This window comes from Pseudonocardia xinjiangensis, assembly GCF_012911925.1.
Lineage (GTDB): Bacteria > Actinomycetota > Actinomycetes > Mycobacteriales > Pseudonocardiaceae > Pseudonocardia > Pseudonocardia xinjiangensis.
The window spans coordinates 42,168-59,350 of record NZ_JAAXKY010000027.1 but is presented as its reverse complement, the minus strand read 5'-3'; the positions used below and the strand labels follow the sequence as shown (position 1 = coordinate 59,350).

The 17,183-nt window shown below is 73.7% G+C and carries 15 protein-coding genes and 1 riboswitch; of the genes, 4 read left to right on the top strand and 11 right to left on the bottom strand.

The features are described from left to right. Positions 1–15: 15 nt before the first annotated feature. The 3 genes from HF577_RS11235 to lepA form a co-directional block, all read right to left on the bottom strand. Positions 16–684: an MOSC domain-containing protein gene (locus HF577_RS11235; protein ID WP_169395725.1), complete on the bottom strand. Its 669-nt coding sequence runs from the start codon at positions 682–684 to the stop codon at positions 16–18. Next, complete coding sequence (locus HF577_RS11230; RefSeq protein WP_169395724.1) at positions 681–1,106, bottom strand: hypothetical protein; 426 nt, start codon at positions 1,104–1,106, stop codon at positions 681–683. The genes HF577_RS11235 and HF577_RS11230 overlap by 4 nt, the downstream gene beginning before the upstream one ends. An 81-nt stretch (positions 1,107–1,187) precedes the next feature. Beyond that, the gene (lepA, locus tag HF577_RS11225) at positions 1,188–3,035 is read right to left on the bottom strand and encodes a translation elongation factor 4 (protein ID WP_169395723.1); all 1,848 of its coding nucleotides are present in this window, start codon (positions 3,033–3,035) and stop codon (positions 1,188–1,190) included. 351 nt (positions 3,036–3,386) lie between these two features. Here lepA and HF577_RS39675 point away from each other — a divergent pair, with 351 nt between their 5' ends. Continuing rightward, a complete protein-coding gene (locus tag HF577_RS39675) occupies positions 3,387–5,186 on the top strand; it encodes a GGDEF domain-containing protein (protein ID WP_169395722.1) in 1,800 nt (599 codons plus the stop codon). A 40-nt stretch (positions 5,187–5,226) separates the two neighbouring features. Here the strand turns inward: HF577_RS39675 and HF577_RS11215 are convergent, their stop codons facing one another. Then, the gene (locus HF577_RS11215; protein ID WP_169395721.1) at positions 5,227–5,979 is read right to left on the bottom strand and encodes an alpha/beta fold hydrolase; all 753 of its coding nucleotides are present in this window, start codon (positions 5,977–5,979) and stop codon (positions 5,227–5,229) included. A gap of 160 nt (positions 5,980–6,139) precedes the next feature. Here HF577_RS11215 and rpsT point away from each other — a divergent pair, with 160 nt between their 5' ends. After that, on the top strand, positions 6,140–6,400 hold the full coding sequence (gene rpsT, locus HF577_RS11210; protein WP_169395720.1) for a 30S ribosomal protein S20: 261 nt from the start codon (positions 6,140–6,142) through the stop codon (positions 6,398–6,400). Between the two features lie 95 nt (positions 6,401–6,495). Here the strand turns inward: rpsT and holA are convergent, their stop codons facing one another. After that, a complete protein-coding gene (gene holA, locus HF577_RS11205) occupies positions 6,496–7,464 on the bottom strand; it encodes a DNA polymerase III subunit delta (RefSeq protein WP_169395719.1) in 969 nt (322 codons plus the stop codon). 140 nt (positions 7,465–7,604) lie between these two features. Continuing rightward, positions 7,605–7,719: riboswitch (SAM riboswitch) on the top strand. A gap of 9 nt (positions 7,720–7,728) precedes the next feature. Here holA and thrC point away from each other — a divergent pair. Continuing rightward, positions 7,729–9,012, top strand: coding sequence for a threonine synthase (gene thrC / locus HF577_RS11200; protein ID WP_169395718.1), 1,284 nt, complete (start codon positions 7,729–7,731; stop codon positions 9,010–9,012). Between the two features lie 22 nt (positions 9,013–9,034). Here the strand turns inward: thrC and HF577_RS11195 are convergent, their stop codons facing one another. Beyond that, the gene (locus HF577_RS11195) at positions 9,035–9,394 is read right to left on the bottom strand and encodes an ABC transporter ATP-binding protein (RefSeq protein WP_407692200.1); all 360 of its coding nucleotides are present in this window, start codon (positions 9,392–9,394) and stop codon (positions 9,035–9,037) included. A 68-nt stretch (positions 9,395–9,462) separates the two neighbouring features. Then, positions 9,463–10,725 carry an MFS transporter gene (locus HF577_RS11190; protein ID WP_169395717.1) on the bottom strand — a complete coding sequence of 421 codons (1,263 nt, stop codon included), beginning with the start codon at positions 10,723–10,725 and terminating at the stop codon, positions 9,463–9,465. A gap of 70 nt (positions 10,726–10,795) precedes the next feature. Between HF577_RS11190 and HF577_RS11185 the strand changes: the two genes are divergently transcribed. After that, on the top strand, positions 10,796–11,416 hold the full coding sequence (locus HF577_RS11185) for a CGNR zinc finger domain-containing protein (RefSeq protein ID WP_169395716.1): 621 nt from the start codon (positions 10,796–10,798) through the stop codon (positions 11,414–11,416). A gap of 305 nt (positions 11,417–11,721) precedes the next feature. On the opposite strand, the gene HF577_RS11180 is transcribed toward HF577_RS11185, so the two are convergent. The 4 genes from HF577_RS11180 to octT form a co-directional block, all read right to left on the bottom strand. After that, positions 11,722–14,145, bottom strand: coding sequence for a ComEC/Rec2 family competence protein (locus tag HF577_RS11180; protein WP_169395715.1), 2,424 nt, complete (start codon positions 14,143–14,145; stop codon positions 11,722–11,724). Then, positions 14,145–15,068: a ComEA family DNA-binding protein gene (locus HF577_RS11175; RefSeq protein WP_312859073.1), complete on the bottom strand. Its 924-nt coding sequence runs from the start codon at positions 15,066–15,068 to the stop codon at positions 14,145–14,147. The genes HF577_RS11180 and HF577_RS11175 overlap by 1 nt, the downstream gene beginning before the upstream one ends. Before the next feature lie 489 nt (positions 15,069–15,557). Next, positions 15,558–16,406 (bottom strand): DegV family protein, encoded by an 849-nt coding sequence (locus tag HF577_RS11170; protein ID WP_169395714.1) that lies wholly within the window; start codon positions 16,404–16,406, stop codon positions 15,558–15,560. Positions 16,407–16,435: 29 nt separating this feature from the next. Beyond that, positions 16,436–17,176 (bottom strand): diglucosylglycerate octanoyltransferase, encoded by a 741-nt coding sequence (octT, locus tag HF577_RS11165; RefSeq protein WP_169395713.1) that lies wholly within the window; start codon positions 17,174–17,176, stop codon positions 16,436–16,438. Between the last annotated feature and the right edge of the window lie 7 nt (positions 17,177–17,183).

The following is a 17,183-nucleotide window of genomic DNA, read 5'->3' as shown; positions in this document are numbered from 1 at the left end:
CGCCAGCCCCCCGGATCAGCCCCGCTTCACCCCGAGCGCGTTGTCCAGCCAGTCCCGCCCGCGAGCACCGAGGTGCTCGCGGGCAGCCACGATCGCCGGCACCTGGCTGCGCTCACCGGTGAGCGCAGCCATCAGGTGGGTCACCGTGACGCCGTGAACGGGACGGTCGAGCACACGCACGGAGTCGCCCGCCGCCACCGCGCCGGGACGTTCGACGGCCAGGTAGGCACCTGGCCGTCGGGCGGCGACGAACCGCCGGACGAGATCGGGCACGCCGCGGAACCCGGCGAACACCTGGCACGGGATCCGGGGGCCGCGGACCTGCAGCACGGTGTCCCCCACCTGCCAGCGCTCGCCGATCACGGCGCCCGAGCAGTCCACCCCCGACATCGTGAGGTTCTCCCCCACCCCGCCGGGCAGCACCGGCTGTCCGAGCTCGGCCGTCCAGAACGCGAGGTCGTCGACCGAGTAGGCGTACACGGCCTGGTCCGGGCCGCCGTGGTTCGCGACGTCGCACAACGTGTCGCCGTCGACGCCGGTGGCCGTGAGCAGCACCGGGCCCTCGACCGGGCGCTTGTCGATGCCGGAACGCCCGCTCTTGACCTTCGTCCAGTCGTCGGTGCGCACGACGGCCACGTTCACCGACTCGACCCGTCCCCCGGCGTGCGTGGCCTGCGTGGTCATCTCAGCGCTCCCCCGTCCCGAGGTCCCGGAGCGGGCGCCCCGAGCACCGTGTCTGCCGTGACCCGCCCCGCGTCGGTGTAGGGGAAGACAGCGAGCACCAGCACGGCCACCCCGAGCACCACCAGGCGCCAGAGCAGGTTGCCGCGTCCGCACAGCCAGCCGGCCGCGTAGGCGACCGTCAGCGGCACCGCCACCGCGTAGAACCCGGTGAGCTCCGCCGCGCGGTCGGCGACCGCCCCGGGCGCGGCGGCGAGCACGGTGACCGCGACGCCGATCCCGAGGGTCACCAGCAGCCCTACGAGAAGCAGCGTGAACCGCCGCTTCGACCGGCCGGCGAACACCCCGATCACCAGGACGACCACCAGGACGAGGCCGGCAACCCCCGGCGACTGCCCGCCGGGTGCCGCCGGAAGATCCGTCATGTGGTCATGGTAAGGGGAACGGCGATCATCGCCGAGATCATTCGCACCGGCGGCGCCCCATGATCAGGGCGGCGCCGAGGCCTACTTCTTCCCGGACTTGGCGTCCCCTGCGGAGTCGGTGGACAGCGCCGCGACGAAGGCCTCCTGCGGGACCTCGACCCGTCCGATGGTCTTCATCCGCTTCTTGCCCTCCTTCTGCTTCTCCAGCAGCTTGCGCTTGCGGGTGATGTCACCGCCGTAGCACTTGGCGAGAACGTCCTTGCGGATCGCCCGGATGTTCTCCCGCGCGATGATCCGCGACCCGATCGCCGCCTGGATCGGCACCTCGAACTGCTGGCGCGGGATCAGCTCACGCAGCTTGGTGGTCATGGACGTGCCGTAGGAGTAGGCATCGTCCTTGTGCCGGATCGCGGAGAACGCGTCGACCGCCTCGCCCTGCAGCATGATGTCGACCTTCACCAGCTCCGCCTCCTGCTCGCCCGCCTCCTCGTAGTCGAGGCTGGCGTAGCCGCGGGTGCGTGACTTCAGGGCGTCGAAGAAGTCGAAGATGATCTCGGCGAGCGGCATCGTGTAGCGCAGCTCGACCCGGCTCTCCGACAGGTAGTCCATCCCGCCGAGCTGGCCGCGCCTGCCCTGGCACAGCTCCATGATCGTGCCGATGAACTCCGACGGCGCCAGTACCGTCACCTTCACCACCGGCTCGAAGATCTGCGCGACCTTGCCGGTCGGCCAGTCGGACGGGTTGGTCACCGTCATCTCGGTGCCGTCGTCCTTGATCACCCGGTAGACGACGTTCGGCGCGGTGGAGATCAGGTCCAGCCCGGCCTCGCGCTCCAGCCGGTCGCGGGTGATCTCCAGGTGCAGCAGGCCGAGGAACCCGCACCGGAACCCGAAGCCCAGCGCCGCCGAGGTCTCCGGCTCGTAGGTGAGCGCGGCGTCGTTGAGCTGCAGCTTGTCCAGCGCCTCACGCAGGTCCGGGTACTCCGAGCCGTCGACGGGGTAGAGGCCCGAGTAGACCATCGGACGCGGCTCGCGGTAGCCCGTGAGCGGCTGCGTGGCGCCGTGGCGCTGGCTCGTGATCGTGTCGCCGACCTTCGACTGCCGCACGTCCTTCACGCCGGTGATGAGGTAGCCCACCTCACCGACGCCGAGCCCGACGCTCGGCTTGGGCTCCGGGGAGACGATGCCCACCTCGAGCAGCTCGTGGGTGGTGCCCGTGGACATCATCTTGATCCGCTCGCGCGGGGTGATCTTCCCGTCGACCACACGGATGTAGGTGACGACGCCGCGGTAGGTGTCGTAGACCGAGTCGAAGATCATCGCCCGCGCGGGGGCATCGGGGTCACCGACCGGCGCCGGTGTCACCCGGACCACCTCGTCGAGCAGCTCGCGCACGCCGAGCCCGGTCTTGGCGCTCACCCGCAGCACGTCGTCGGGCTCGCAGCCCACGATGTGCGCGATCTCCGCCGCGTACCGGTCCGGGTCGGCAGCCGGCAGGTCGATCTTGTTGAGGACCGGGATGATCGTGAGGTCCTTCTCCAGCGCCAGGTACAGGTTGGCCAGCGTCTGGGCCTCGATGCCCTGCGCGGCGTCGACCAGCAGGACCGCGCCCTCGCACGCCTCGAGCGCCCGGCTCACCTCGTAGGTGAAGTCGACGTGGCCGGGGGTGTCGATGAGGTGCAGGACGTGTTCCGTGGTCCCCACCTTCCACGGCAACCGCACGTTCTGCGCCTTGATCGTGATGCCGCGCTCGCGCTCGATGTCCATCCGGTCGAGGTACTGGGCGCGCATCGCCCGCTCCTCCACCACACCGGTGAGCTGCAGCATGCGGTCGGCCAAGGTGGACTTGCCGTGGTCGATGTGGGCGATGATGCAGAAGTTCCGGATCAGCTCCGGAGGGGTGAACGTCTGGTCGGCGAACGAGCTCACTCACGGATCCTTCAGGTATAGGTCCCTCTATCGTCCCATGCGGCGCCGTGAGCGCGGAGCCGCCGGTCACCCGGCCCCCGCGCACGCACCATGGAGCCGTACTGCTGTGGGGACGGGCTGCACACAGCACTACGGCTCCGCAGCGCGCCGGCCCGGGCGGCGCGACCTGGCGATCACCGTCAGCGGGCCGGACAGATCGCCGAAACCGGCCTCCCGCCGGAGCGCATCTCGTGTCACCATGACCAAATCGTGGAGACTCAGGGCCGAGACGGAGCTCCGCGGTCCCCCCGTCGGGACCCCAGCCCCGGCGACCGATCCGAGCTGCCCGATGGCCTTCGCAGGGGGCGACCCGTGACTCCGCGCTCATCGGCCCTCGCCGTCCCGAGCGAGTGCGTACTCGTGAGGGGCGAGGCGAGCTGCCGCTGCGCACAGGACGCATGCCGGCTGACCGACCAGCAGATCCTGGTCCGGGCCACCGACAAGTTCCGCTGGCAGCAGCGGGGCACCTCGGCGGGCGCGGTGGCCGCCCGGATCGGGCTGGACGAGCTGCTCGCGCACGCCCGCAAGCACCGCCCGTCGCCACTCGTGTCCGAGCTGCTCCGGATGTGCATCCTGCTGCGCATCCTCGACCCGGTCCGTACCGCCCCTGGCCACCCCGACGCGGAGACGGTCGAGGCGGAGGTCGAGGCTCTGCTCCTGGAGTACACCGAGCTCGCCGAGCTCGATGACGACCCGCGCAGGCTCGGCGAGGCCGCCACGCTCCGCGCGCACCGCACCGCCGTCTTCCACCAGGGGGAGAACGCGCTCACCGACACCGCAGTCGCCCACGCCATCCTCACGGAGCTCACCGCCCCGGGCCCCCACGAGGACCCTGCGGAATGGTCGCGGCTGCTCTCACGGAGTCTCAACGGGCTGGTCCTCGTGCTGCTCAAGCTCGGCTCGCACGAGCTGGCCGACGAGGTGTCACAGCGGGCGATCACCGTGTCCGAGGGCGGTGCGTCGTTGATGGACCGTCTCGTGCTCCAGCTCAACCGCGTCCGGCTGCAGCTGTCGTGGGCGCTGCGCCTCGAGCGTGGCGGGCGCGATGCGGCCGCCGCCACCCGCTTCGTCGGCGCCGCGCAGACCGCGCAGACCGCCGCCCGGCTCTGGGCCGCCGCGCACGGCCTGCCCGAAGGCGGGACCGAGGCCATCGAGGAGTGCTCGATCATCGGAGCGGCGTACTCCTTGAAGCAGCCGGCGCCCGAGCACCTGGAGATGCTCGTCGCGCTCGAGCCGATGACCAACTTCACCGAGGACCGCATCATGCTCGCCATCGCCACGGCACGTTGCCTGCTCGCAGCGGGCGGTCCGGGCGACGCGGCGGCGGCACTCGCCCCGCTGCACCACGAGCTGCGCAAGTCCACCCCGGACGCCGTGCTCGCTCTCGCGCTGCACCGGGAGTTCGCGAGGATGGACGAGCTCGCCCACGGTGCACCGCGGCGCTCCGACGCGCTCGCGAGCTACGCCGAGGCGCTGGAGGCCGAGCTGTGGGCCCTTCGCGAGGCGCGCCTCACCGCGCTGCGCAGCCACTCCGAGCACCACCGGTTGGCCCGCGAGCACGGCGCGGTAGCGGCCCAGGCCCTGCAGGACCCGCTCACCGGGCTGCCGAACCGGCGGGCGCTGGACATGCGGCTCGTCGAGGCCACCACCACACCGGCGCTCCAGCCGTGTGCCGTCGCCCTGATCGACCTCGACCGGTTCAAGGACGTCAACGACGCCCGCTCCCACGCCGCGGGCGACGCCGTGCTGCGCGAGGTCGCCATGTGCCTGCGCACCATCCTGCGTTCCCAGGACCTCGTGGCCCGCTACGGCGGCGACGAGTTCGTCGTGGTCATGCCGGCCACGCCGCTGCCCGAGGCGCGGGCGGCGCTGCAGCGGGCCACCGACGCCGTGGCCGCACTGCCCGCCGATGTCGCCGCCGGCGTCACCATGTCGGTCGGAGTGGTCCGCGCCCCGCTCGACGGCGAGCCCGAGGTGGCGCTCGCCGCCGCGGACGCCGCCATGTACCGGGCCAAGCACTCCGGTGGCAACACCGTGGTCACCGGCACCGTTCACGCCAGCCGCGTCATGTCCACAGTGCCGTCGAGCGCGTCCACCGTTCCGCCCGAGTAGCTGCCGTCACCGGCGGCTCGCCGATGTCACGGAGCCGGGGTCACAGGGAGTCCAGGAACCGGGCCAGCACCGCCGCGCCCCGATCGGGATCCTGGGTCATCCACCAGTGCCCGAGCCCGTCGAGCACCTCCTCACGAGCACCCGCCCGCACCGCGGCACGGTGGCGCTGCTCGACCGTGCCCACGAAATGATCCTCGGTGGCCACCACCGAGAGCCCCGGGCGGGCCGCCGCAGCCTCCAGCCCGGCCCCGAGCTCCGCCAGCACCGGCTGCGCCGCCGAGCGGTACAGCGCGAGGATGCACTCCCCCATCGTCGCGTCGAAAGCAGGCGCGATGCGCTCGGCGACCTCAACAGCCATGCCGCGCTCGGCCAGGTTCGCCACCACCTTCTCCACCGGGGTGTCCAGCCGCTCCTCGATCGCCGCCTCACCCACCCCGGGGGTCTGCCAGTCCTGCGCCAGGTCGTGCCACACGTAGTCCGGATCGAAGATCCCCACGACATCGGAGCACCAGCTGCGCAGCAGGTCGGGCCGGGTCATCGCGACGTTGAGCACGTGCCCGCCGCCCCAGTCGTGACCCACCAGGTCGACCGGGCGCCCGATGGCCTCCAGCTCGGCCACCAGCCAGTCGCGGTACTCCCCGACCGTCGCGGTCCAGCCCGGCGGCACCGGGGCACCGAACCCCGGCGGCGAGAGCCGCACCTGGTCGGCGTGGCCGAGCGCGGACAGCCGCTCGCTCAGCGGGTCCCACAACGCATCGGTCTCCGGATTGCCGTGCACCAGAACCACCGTCATGCGATCACCCTAGGCCGACCGCGGGAGCTGCCCGGCCGGGCCGATTTCCGGCGGCCCCCGCCGGGCTGTAACATGGACCGCTGAGCGCCCGGCGTGAACGCAGGATCCCCCGCCGCCGGTGCGGACCGGAACAAGGCGAAGAAGAACTCGAGGCATTCGCGTGGCCAACATCAAGTCCCAGATCAAGCGGGTCAAGACCAACGAGAAGCGCCGCCAGCGCAACAAGTCGGTCAAGTCCGCCGTTCGCACCGCCGTGCGGCGTTTCCGCGAGGCTGCGGAGGCCGGCGACACCGAGAAGGCCACCGAGCTGCAGCGGGCCGCAGCCCGTGCGCTCGACAAGGCGGCCAGCAAGGGCGTCATCCACAAGAACCAGGCCGCCAACCGCAAGTCGTCGCTGTCCAAGCGCGTCGACGCGCTCTGACGAGGCGCCACCTCCAGCTCACAACGGCGCTGCCCTCCCGAGGGCGGCGCCGTTGTGCTGTGTCATCCGCCACAGCGCCGGCCCTCCGGTGGCGCTCAGCGTGACTCGCGCGCCGCGCAGATCCGCAGCACCGCGCGTTCCAGCGCGTACCCCGCGTCGGCCGCCGCCCCCTTGACGTCGGCGTTCACCTCGGCCGCCGCGTCGAACGCGACCGCGAGCGACTCGGGCTGCCACGCCCGTACCTGGGCCTGAGCCTTGCGCACCTTCCACGGCGGCATGCCCAGCGTGCCCGCGAGCCGGTTGGGGTCGCCCCGGCCGGCCGCACCCACCCTGGCCAGGGTGCGCACCCCGTCGGCCAGCGCGTCGGCCACGAGCACGGGCGCCACCCCCAGCACGAGCGCCCAGCGCAACGCCTCCAGCGCCCCCGCCCGGTCGCCGGCCATCACCTTGTCGGCCACCGCGAAACCGGACGCCTCCGCGCGGCCCCGGTGGTAGCGGCGCACCGCCTGCTCGTCGACGGTGCCGCCGGTGTCGGCCACGAGCTGGCCCGCCGCGGCAGCGAGCTCCCGCAGGTCGGACCCGACCGCCTCGATCAGGACGCCCACCGCGGCGGGGGCGATCCGCCCACCGGCGCGTCGCACCTCGGAGCGCACGAAGTCGGAGCGCTCCTCGGAGCGGGTGATCCGGTTACACGTGGTGACGACGGCGCCACCCTTGCGCAGCGCGTCGGCCAGCGCCTTGTTGCGGGCGCCCCCCGCGTGGAGCACGACCAGGACGATGCCATCGGCCGGATCGGCCGACTGCTCGACGATCGCCGTGGCGAGCTCCTTGCCCACCTCGTGGGCGGACTGCAGGACGATGACCCGGCCCTCGGCGAACAGTGACGGGCTCAGGTTGTCGGCCAGATCGACCGGGGTGAGGTCGGCGGCCCGGTAGCGCCGCAGCTCGGCGCCGGGCTCACCCGCCCGTACCTCCGCGACGACCTGCTCGACCGCCCGCTCCACCAGCAGCTCCTCCTCGCCGAGGATGAGGCGCAACGGCGCGGGCGGACGGGGCGCGGACATGCCGTCCATGCTTGCGCACGCCACCGACATCGCGTGACCCGGCTCCCAGAATCCGGACAGGACTTGGGTCCGCAGTGGATCGTGACGTAACGTGGCTGACATCTGACGGCTGCTCGACCAGCCGCGGAACAACTTCACATGGCTCATCCAGAGGGGCAGAGGGAACGGCCCGGCGAAGCCCCGGCAACCGGCGATGCGCATCCGCGCTCGATCACGGTGCCAATTCCGACCCGCATGGTGCGGGGAAGATGAGGAGATCTTTCGATGACCCTGACTGCCTCCACGCGTCCCGACGGCGGATCCACCGCCGCCTACGACCTCGGGCCCGCGCGCGCCCTGTCCTGTCGTGAGTGTGGCCACCAGATTCCGCTCGCGGCCGAGTTCGCCTGCCCCCAGTGCTTCGGCCCGCTCGAGGTCGCCTACGACTTCGGCACGGTCACCCGCGAGTCCATCGAGGCTGGCCCCAAGTCGATCTGGCGTTACCGGCAGCTGCTGCCCGTGCCGTCCACCGTGCAGGAGCACCCCAACACCGAGCCCGGTCTCACCCGCCTGATCAAGGCAGACCGGCTGGGCGCCGCGCTGGGACTGCGCAACCTCTGGGTGAAGGACGACACCGGCAACCCGACCCACTCGTTCAAGGACCGCGTGGTCGCCGTGGCGCTCGCCGCCGCGCGTGAGCTCGGGTTCTCGGTGCTCGCCTGCCCGTCCACGGGCAACCTCGCCAACGCCGTCGCCGCCGCCGCGGCCCGCGCCGGGTGGGACTCGGTCGTGCTCATCCCGTCGTCGCTCGAGCAGGCGAAGGTGCTCACCACCGCCGTCTACGACGGGACCCTGCTCGCCGTCGACGGCAACTACGACGACGTCAACCGGCTGGCCACCGAGCTCGCCGCCGAGCACGAGGACTGGGCGTTCGTCAACGTCAACGTGCGGCCGTACTACGCCGAGGGTTCCAAGACCCTGGGCTACGAGGTCGCCGAGCAGCTCGGCTGGCGGCTGCCGGAGCAGATCGTGGTGCCCGTGGCGTCGGGGTCGCAGCTGACCAAGGTGGACAAGGGGTTCACCGAGCTCGGCAAACTGGGTCTGGTGGAGCCCACGCCCTACCGCGTGTTCGGGGCGCAGGCCACCGGCTGCTCCCCCGTGGCCAAGGCCTTCGAGGACGGACACGACGTCGTACAGCCGGTGCGCCCGGACACGATCGCCCGCTCGCTCGCGATCGGCAACCCGGCCGACGGCCCCTACGTCCTCGACGCGGTGCGCCGCACCGGCGGTGCGGTGGCCCACGTCAGCGACGCGGAGGTGGTCGACGGCATCCGGCTGCTCGCCCGCACCGAGGGTGTCTTCGCCGAGACCGCGGGCGGGGTCACGGTGGCCACCGCGAAGAAGCTCGTGGAGTCGGGCAAGCTCGACCCGGACGCCGAGACCGTGCTGCTGATCACCGGCGACGGCCTCAAGACCCTCGACGCGGTCGCCGGCCAGATCGGTCCCTCGGCCACGGTGCCCTCCACCAGCAAGGCCGTGCGCGAGGCGCTGGCGGCGCGCGGGCTCTGAGCCGGGGCGGCCCCCGGCGCGGTCACGAGGCGCTGGGGGCGGCAACCTCGGGTTGCGCGTCCCGGATCGTGTGCCAGATCGCGCGCCTGCGCTGCTGTTCGGTCGGGTCGGCCACGGGCGCCGAGGCGAGGAGCCGCTGGGTGTAGCGGTGGCGAGGCGCCTGCAGCACCTGGGCGGTGCTCCCCTGCTCGACGATCCGCCCGCGGTGCATGACGCCGACCCGGGCCGCGAGCGCGCCGATCACGGCCAGGTCGTGCGAGATGAACAGGCAGGCGAACCTCAGCTGTGCCTGCAGGTCCCGGAACAGGTCGAGGATCCGGGCCTGCACGGAGACGTCGAGGGAGCTGGTCGGCTCGTCGGCGATCAGGAGGTCGGGGTTCAACGCGATGGATCTGGCGATGCCGCCCCGTTGACGTTGGCCATCGGGGCGGCCGTCATCTGGACCCCCCGTCAGCCGGATGGCATCGTCGTGGTCCCGGTGGACGGCGTCGCGCCCGGTGAGCCCACTCGAGACGGCAAGATCGTCGGGTTTCCGCCCCGCCGTCCTGCCTGCGGGATGAGTCGTTCGGCGAGAGTCAGCGCCAGAGCCACGACACCGATCAGGGCGCCGATCAGGACCGTGCTCTGGACGCCGTGGCTCGGCACCGCGAGGCTGCCGGCCAGCGCGCCGCCGGTGATACCGACGTTGACGGCGGCGGAGACGGTGGCGGCGGCGAGGTCGGAGCGCCCGGGCGCTATCTGCAGCACGAGCCCACCGAGCGACGCGGTGAACGCGGCGAACGCCAGTCCCGCCACGGCGAGCAGGCCGACCGCCGCCACCGGGTGGTGGCCAAGTGCGTACAGCCCGAACAGTGCCGCCGACTGCAGCGCGACGCTCGCAGCCAGGGCGCGCCACGGGCCGCGGTCGACCACCGCGCCGAGGGCGAGGATCCCGAGCACGCTGGCGACGCCGCGGGCCAGCAGGATTGCGCCGACCGACGAGTCCGCAAAGCCGCTGACCTCGGTGACGAAGAGGGCGACATAGGTGTAGGCGGCGATGGCTCCGGCGGTGGCCAGGACGGCAACGGCGACCAGCAGCCAGAAGCGGCGCGCGTCGGGCATCGCGCCCCGGGCGGCATGTCCCTGGTCGGGCCGCGTCGAGGGCAGCAACGAGGCAACCAGGACGAGCACGATCGCGCCGAGCCCGGCCACCGCCAGGAACGACACCCGCCAACCCGCGCGCTCACCCAGCCAGGTGCCCGCCGGCACACCCAGGACCAGCGCAACGGTGCCGCCGGAGAACACCACCGCGATCACACGCCCTCGTAGCGCGGGTGGGAACAGCTCGGCCGCCGCGGGCACCACCACCGCCCAGAACAAGGCGTGGGTCGCCGCGATCGCCAGCCGGGCGGCGAGCATGAGCGCGAACGTGCTGACGAGCGCCGTGACCGCGGTGCTGACGACGAACCCGACCAGTAGCCCCGACAGCAGAACCCGGCGCGGGACCCTTCGCACCAGCGCAGTCAGCGGGACCGAGGCGACCATCACCACCGCGCCGTAGGCCGTGACGAGCATACCCACCTGCGACGGCGAGACCGCCAGGTCCGCCGCCATGGGCAGCAGCAGCCCGACGGGCAGTGCCTCGGCCGTGGTGTAGAGGAACGTGCCGCCGGCCAAGCCGACAAGCGCTCCCGCCGCCCGCCTGTCCTCCATCCGGACCTCCCATGTTGCCATCTAATTGGCTTACGTCGGAAACACGTTAGCGATCGCCTCCAAGGTGGCGCAACTGGTAAAATGGATTTCGATGGGAACAGTTGAGGACGTCACGCGGATGCGCCTGGTGGGCGGCAACCTCGCCCTGGACTTCGTCAACACCCGCAGTGGCCCACCCCTCGGACCTCCCGACGATGACGTGCTCACCGGCTACTCCGAGCTGATCACCTGGGGCGTCTACGCGGACGCCCTCAGCGAGGCGGAGGCGGCAGCGTTACGCCGCGCGGCTCGCGACGATCCCGGTGGCGCTCGGGCCGCCTTCGCCCGAGCGCTGCGCACGCGCGACAACCTCGACGAGGTGTTCCGACCACTGGCCGCCGGCGAAAGCCCGAGCCCGGCCGCCCTGGCCCGGCTGCGTGACGACGAAACAGACGCGCTCCGCCACGCGCGACTGGAGCGTGAAGGCACGTTCGCGTGGACCTGGCAGGACGACCACACGCTCACCCGGCCGCTGCGGCCGGTGGTGCACGCGGCGGTCCAACTGCTCACCTCGGGCGAGCTGGACCGGATCAAGGGATGCGGAGGCTGTCGCTTCCTCTACCACGACGAGAGCAAGAACCGTCGCCGCCGCTGGTGCAGCATGGAGGACTGCGGCACCGCCGAGAAGATCCGGCGCTACGTCGCCGCGCGACGCACCCGTGCGGCGCACTGACCCAGCCCTCTCGTGGGAGCCGATCGACGAGCGGGAGGGCGCGACCCCGTCGAATGATCGTCGTCACCCAGTACTCCAGCCGTAGATCGTTATGCCCTTCGAGGGCTGCACCTCCGCAGACGATGGCAGCACGGAGGAGGCTCGCACGGGCATCACGTGCATCACGTGCATCACGTGCATCACGTGCTCGGAGCGGCCGTACGCGTGGTCCCGCGGGGACCGGATTCGGATCGTGCCGCGACGATCGGGCGCTGTGTTCATGCCGGCCGGCCTGCTCGACGCCCAGCCGACCCGAACGGTCGTCCTCATCGCGGAGCCGGAAGCGGTGAGCCGCGGGAGACGAGCTCGAGATCGGCAGGGCTGCCGACCACAGCGACGTCGCCCGCGAGGTCGGTGCGGTCCACCGTGGCGCCCGCCCGCTCGAGACCGCCGAGGAGACCAGGATCGGGATGCCGATAGCGGTTACCGGCACCCACGCTGACCAGCACCGCGCGCGGCGCCACCGCGTTGAGGAACGCGACCGAGGTGTAGCGGGAGCCGTGGTGCGGCATCTTGAGCACGTCGGCACGCAGGTGGGCGCCCGAGGCCAGCAGGTCGGCCTGGGCCGCGAGCTCGACGTCGCCGGTGAGCAACGCGCTGACCGCCGGGGTGGCGGCCCGCAGCACGAGCGAGCCGTCGTTGACCGCGGTGCCGTCGTCCGGGTCGATGCCGGGCTCGGGGTGGCGGGGGGCGAGCACGTCCAGGGTGAGCCCGGGCCACTGGAGGCGCCGACCGGCCGTGAGCGCCACGAGTGGGGCACCGGCCTCCGCGGCGCGCCGGGCGACCATCTGCAGCGCCCAGCGCGGCTCGTGGACCGGGCCGACCGCGACCGCCCCCACCGGCCGCCCGCGCAGGGCGCCCGCCAGGCCACCGATGTGGTCGGCGTGCAGGTGGCTCAGCACGACCATGGCGATCCCCTGCACGCCCAGCCGGTCGAGGCACACGTCGACCGGGCCGTCGTCGGGACCGGCATCGACCAGCACGACCCAGCCGGGGCGGCCGGTGGCCAGCACCACGGCGTCGCCCTGCCCGACGTCGCACATCACCAGGTGCCACCCGGCGGGCGGCCACCCGGGCGGGGCGATCCGGGTGGGCACGAGCACCAGCGCGAGCCCGAGCAGCACGGCGAGCAGCACCGCCCGTGACCGTGGTGACCGTCCGAGCACGAGCAGCACGAGCACCAGCACGCCGAGCAGCACGGCGCCCCCGACCCCGTCCGGCCACGGCAGCACGGCCCCCGGCACGGCCGCCGCCCGGTCAGCGACCAGGACGAGCCACCCCACTGCCGGCCCGGCCAGCCAGGCGCAGGCCTGCGCCGGCAGCGGCCCGAGCGGGGAGAGCACCGCCGCGAGCACCCCGAGGACGGTGGCCGGGGCGACCGCGGGCACCGCGAGCAGGTTGGCGAGCACCGCGATCGGGCTCACCTCCCCGCTCAGCCCGGCCACCAGCGGTGCCGTGACGAGGAACGCCGCGGCCGGGACGGTGAGCGCCTCCGCGGCCCAGGCGGGCACGCCCCGGCGGCGCAGCGCGTCGGTCCAACCGGGAGCGAGGAGCACCAGGGCCGCGGTGGCCAGCACGGACAGCGCGAACCCAGGGTCGACCGCCAGTGCCGGGTCGGCGGTCAGGAGCACCAGTACGGCCGCGGCGAGCGCCGGCATCGCCGACCGCCCGCGCCCGAGCGCCAGCGCCAGCAGCACCACCGCACCCATCACGGCGGCCCGCACCACGCTCGGCGACGGCCGCGCGAGCACCACGAACCCGGCCACCGCCGCGGCGCTCAGCGCCGCCGCGAGCCGGGGGTCGGCCCGCAGCAGCCGCAGGAGGGCGAGCACGGCGCCCCCGACGATGGCGAGGTTGGCCCCCGACACCGCGAGGAGGTGGGTGAGCCCGGCCGCCCGGAAGTCGGCGTCGACCTCCGAGGTGAGCCCTCCGGTGTCACCGACCGCCAGCCCGGGCAGGAGTCCGGCCGACGCGGGCGGCAGCACCCCGGCAGCCTCGCGCAGGCCCGCGCGCAGCCCGCCCGCCGCGTCCTGCCACCAGGACGCGGCCGTGACCTCCTGCGGCGGCCCGCGAACCCGTAGTACTGCGACGGTGAGGTCACGGCGCCCGGCCGGGGCGAGCAGGCCCTCCGCGGTGGCCTCCTGACCGGGCAACAGCCCGGTCCACCCCTCCGCGGGCGCGATCAGCAGCACGCGGCCACCCGCGCTCCACCGCCCATCGCCGACCTGCACGTCGGTGAGCACCGCCGGGACCAGCACCTGGCCCGCCGCAGCGGGACGGGAGCCGTAGGCCGCGTCGCGGATGGGCCGGGGGTCGTCGCGCAGCACCACCCGCACCGTGGCGGCCGCCCCCCGCTCGGCGGGCTCGCGCAACGGGTGTTGCACGAGGAGCAGCGTGTTGGCGGTGACCACCACCGAGGCAGCGGCGGCGCAGCCCGCGGCGGCGAGGACGGCGGGCCCGTGCCGCGCGCTGGACGTCGCCCGCGCCGGTGTCCCTGCAGCGCGACGCGCGCTCCTGGCGAGCACCAATGCGGCCGCGATGATCCCGGCCGTGCTGATCACTGCGGCACACACTCCGGCGACGGGGCCGAGCCCGATGCCGAGCAGCACGACAGCCCACGCCGCCAGCGCGGCGGGCACCAGGCGCAGATCCGGGGGACGCGGGGGTTCGGCGGGATCGTGGGCGCGCATCAGACCGTGACCAGCTCACGCAGCTGCCCGAACCGGCGCTCACCGATGCCCTCGATCTCGCGCAGCTGCTCGACGCGGGCGAACCGGCCGTGCCGCGTGCGCCACTCCAGGATCCGCTGAGCGGTGACGGGCCCGACTCCCGGCAGGGCGTCGAGCTGCTCAGGGGTGGCCGAGTTGAGGTCGAGCTTCCCCGGTGGCCTGCCGGGCGCCGCCGGGCCGGACCCAGGAGTCGCCGGGCCACCCGCTCCACCCGCCGCGCCGGGCAACGCATCGGGGGCCGGTGGCACGCCGACCGCGACCTGCTCGCCGTCGACAACCCGGCGCGCGAGGTTGAGCCCGGCGAGATCGGTGCCGGGGACGGGGCCACCCGCGGCCGCCAGCACGTCGGCGACCCGGGACCCTGCCGGTACCTCCACCAGCCCCGGACGCACCACCCTTCCCGAGACGCTGACCACGAGCGGCTCGGCCGGGACCGTGGTGGATCCGGTCGTCGGCGCTGCGGGAGCCGGGACGGGGACGGTGGCCGTCTCCGCGGCCGCAGTGGCAGCCGGCTCGGCGACCACTGCCACCTCGGGCAGTGCACCGACGGGTTCGGCCCGCGGCCGCTCCACCCAGACCCCGATGGCGGCGACGACAGCGGCGGCGGCCGCGACCAGCGCCAGCACGGTGGCCCCGGGGCGGCCGGGGTCGACCCGGGCGTCACGCCAGGCGGCAGGCAGCAGCCGCGACAGTCGCCCTGGCCGCGGAGCATCGCCCCCGCCGAGCACGACCCGCGGGAGCGGCCCCGTCGGCTGGTCGCCGACCGGCACCGACCCCGCCGCCGGCGTCGAGTCGGGGCCGGGCCCGCGCGGAGGCATCCCCGGCGGGACACCGAGCACGGCGGTGAGCCGTCCGGGCGCGGATGAGGGGTCGGGGCGAGCCACGCCTCGACGCTAGGTCCGGTACAGGCTCCCGCCCCGACGACTTCGGAACCTGTGGACGGCCGAGGGGCGATGGGGACAACTCGCGCCCCACCGCCCCTGCACTCCCCGAACCGTCACCCCTCCCGACCACACTGGACACCGGGGGGCGGCGCCCAGCCCCACGACCATGATCGCCATGAACCGCACCGGACCGCCCTCACCAGGGCCACCACGCACATCTCGCAGCGATCACCCACCACCAGATGCATCTGATCGCCCCCACCAGGGCACCACGCACGTCTCGCGGCGATCACCCGTCGGACACCCCAGCCACCTCACTCGTGACGGCGCCAGCCCAGGCCACCATGATCGCCCCGAACCGCACCTGACCGCCCTCGCCAGGGCCAACACGCACGGCTCGCCGCGACCACCCGGCCCGAGACGCACCTCACCGCCCTCCCCAGGGCCACCAGGCACGGCTCGCGCGACCACCCGCCGCGAGGAAGCGCGTCAGCGCTTCGGCACCACCACGACGCCGAGCAGCCCGAGCCCGACGTGTGCGCCGATCACGGCTCCGACCTCCGACACGAGCAGCCGGGTCGCCGCGGGCAGGCGTTCCCGCAGCAGGGTGGCGACCTCCTCCGCCCGGGCGGCTGCCCCGAGGTGGTGGACGGCCAGGTCGACCGGCCCGTCTCCCGCGGCCCGCACCGCGAGTTCCACCAGCCGCTGCGCCGCACGTGCTGTGGTGCGCACCTTCTCCAGCGGCACGATGCGGCCCTGCACGACGTGCAGCAACGGTTTGACGGCGAGTGCGGTGCCGACCAGCGCCGCGGCGGCCCCGATCCGGCCGCCGTGGCGGAGGCGGTCCAGGGTGTCGACGGAGAAGAAGACGCGGCACCGGCCGGCCACGTCGGTGGCGGCCTCCTCGACAGCGGCGGCGTCGGCCCCGGCGTCGGAGGCGTCGGCCGCGGCCAGCACCGCGTACCCGAGGCCCATCGCGGCCGCCCGGGAGTCGACGATCCGGATGCGGTGGGGGCCGACCTGCTCGGCCGCCATCCGGGCCGCGTCCCACGTGCCGGAGAGCTCCCGGGACAGGTGCACGGAGACGACGCTGTCGGCACCGGCGGCGAGGGCGCCGCTGTAGCACGCCGCGAAGGCGGCCGGGGTGGGCCGGGAGGTCTGGACGTCGAGGTGGCGGTCGGCGAGCGCGGCGCACAGCTCGGCGGTGTCGATGTCCAGTCCCTCGAGCCCGACGCGGGAGCCCAGGCGGACCTCCAGCGGTACCACGCCGATCCCGCGCTCCTCCGCGACCCCGGAGGGAAGGTAGGCGGTGGAGTCGGTGACAACGGCGACGGTCACGACGACGCACCTTATGGCACGGATGTCCGTCAGCGTGGCAACACGGGCCGCAGCACGCCGGCGCAGGCCGCGCCGACCTCCGCGTGCGCCTGCCATCCCCAGTGCATGCCGTCGGGGTTGCCGTGGCCGCCGAGCACGTGGTCGGCGACGAGGGCCCGCAGGTCGAGCACCGTGGCGCCGCACTCGTGGGCCCAGCGGCGGGTGGCGTGCTCGGCTGCGGCCCGCCCGGCGTGCACCGATCCGTAGGCGGCGGCGCGGTGCACGGCAGGCAGCATCGCGAGTACGGGGATCCCGGGCCGGATGGTGAGCACGGCCTGGCGGCAGCGCTCCAGGTACTGCACGGTCAGCCGGGGCGGGAGCGCGACCGGACCACCTCCCGGCACCGTCGCGGCGAACGCGCGCGCGAGCGCGGGCTGCGCCTTCCGGTACCCGGTCCGCACCACCCGGCGCAGCCCGGTGGGGCGCAGCACCGGGATCAGCTCGCGCAACGCCGTGGGCAGTGGCGACGGGAGGCTGTCCATCCCGCCGACCCCGAGCACCAGCGCGTCGACGGTGGGCATGACCGTCCACACCCGCGGATCGTGGGTGAGGGCGTGCCAGGCGTGCCGGGCCGTCCACCCGATCCCGGCGACGAGCTCCGCGCGCCCGCCGAGCGCGGCGGCGGCGACATTGGGCCAGAGCCTCGGGTCGTCGGCGGGTTCGGCCCGGTGCGGGCCGTGGAAGGCGAGCGAGTCGCCGAGTACCAGCAGGACGGGGGCGTCCGCCGTCACTCCGGGC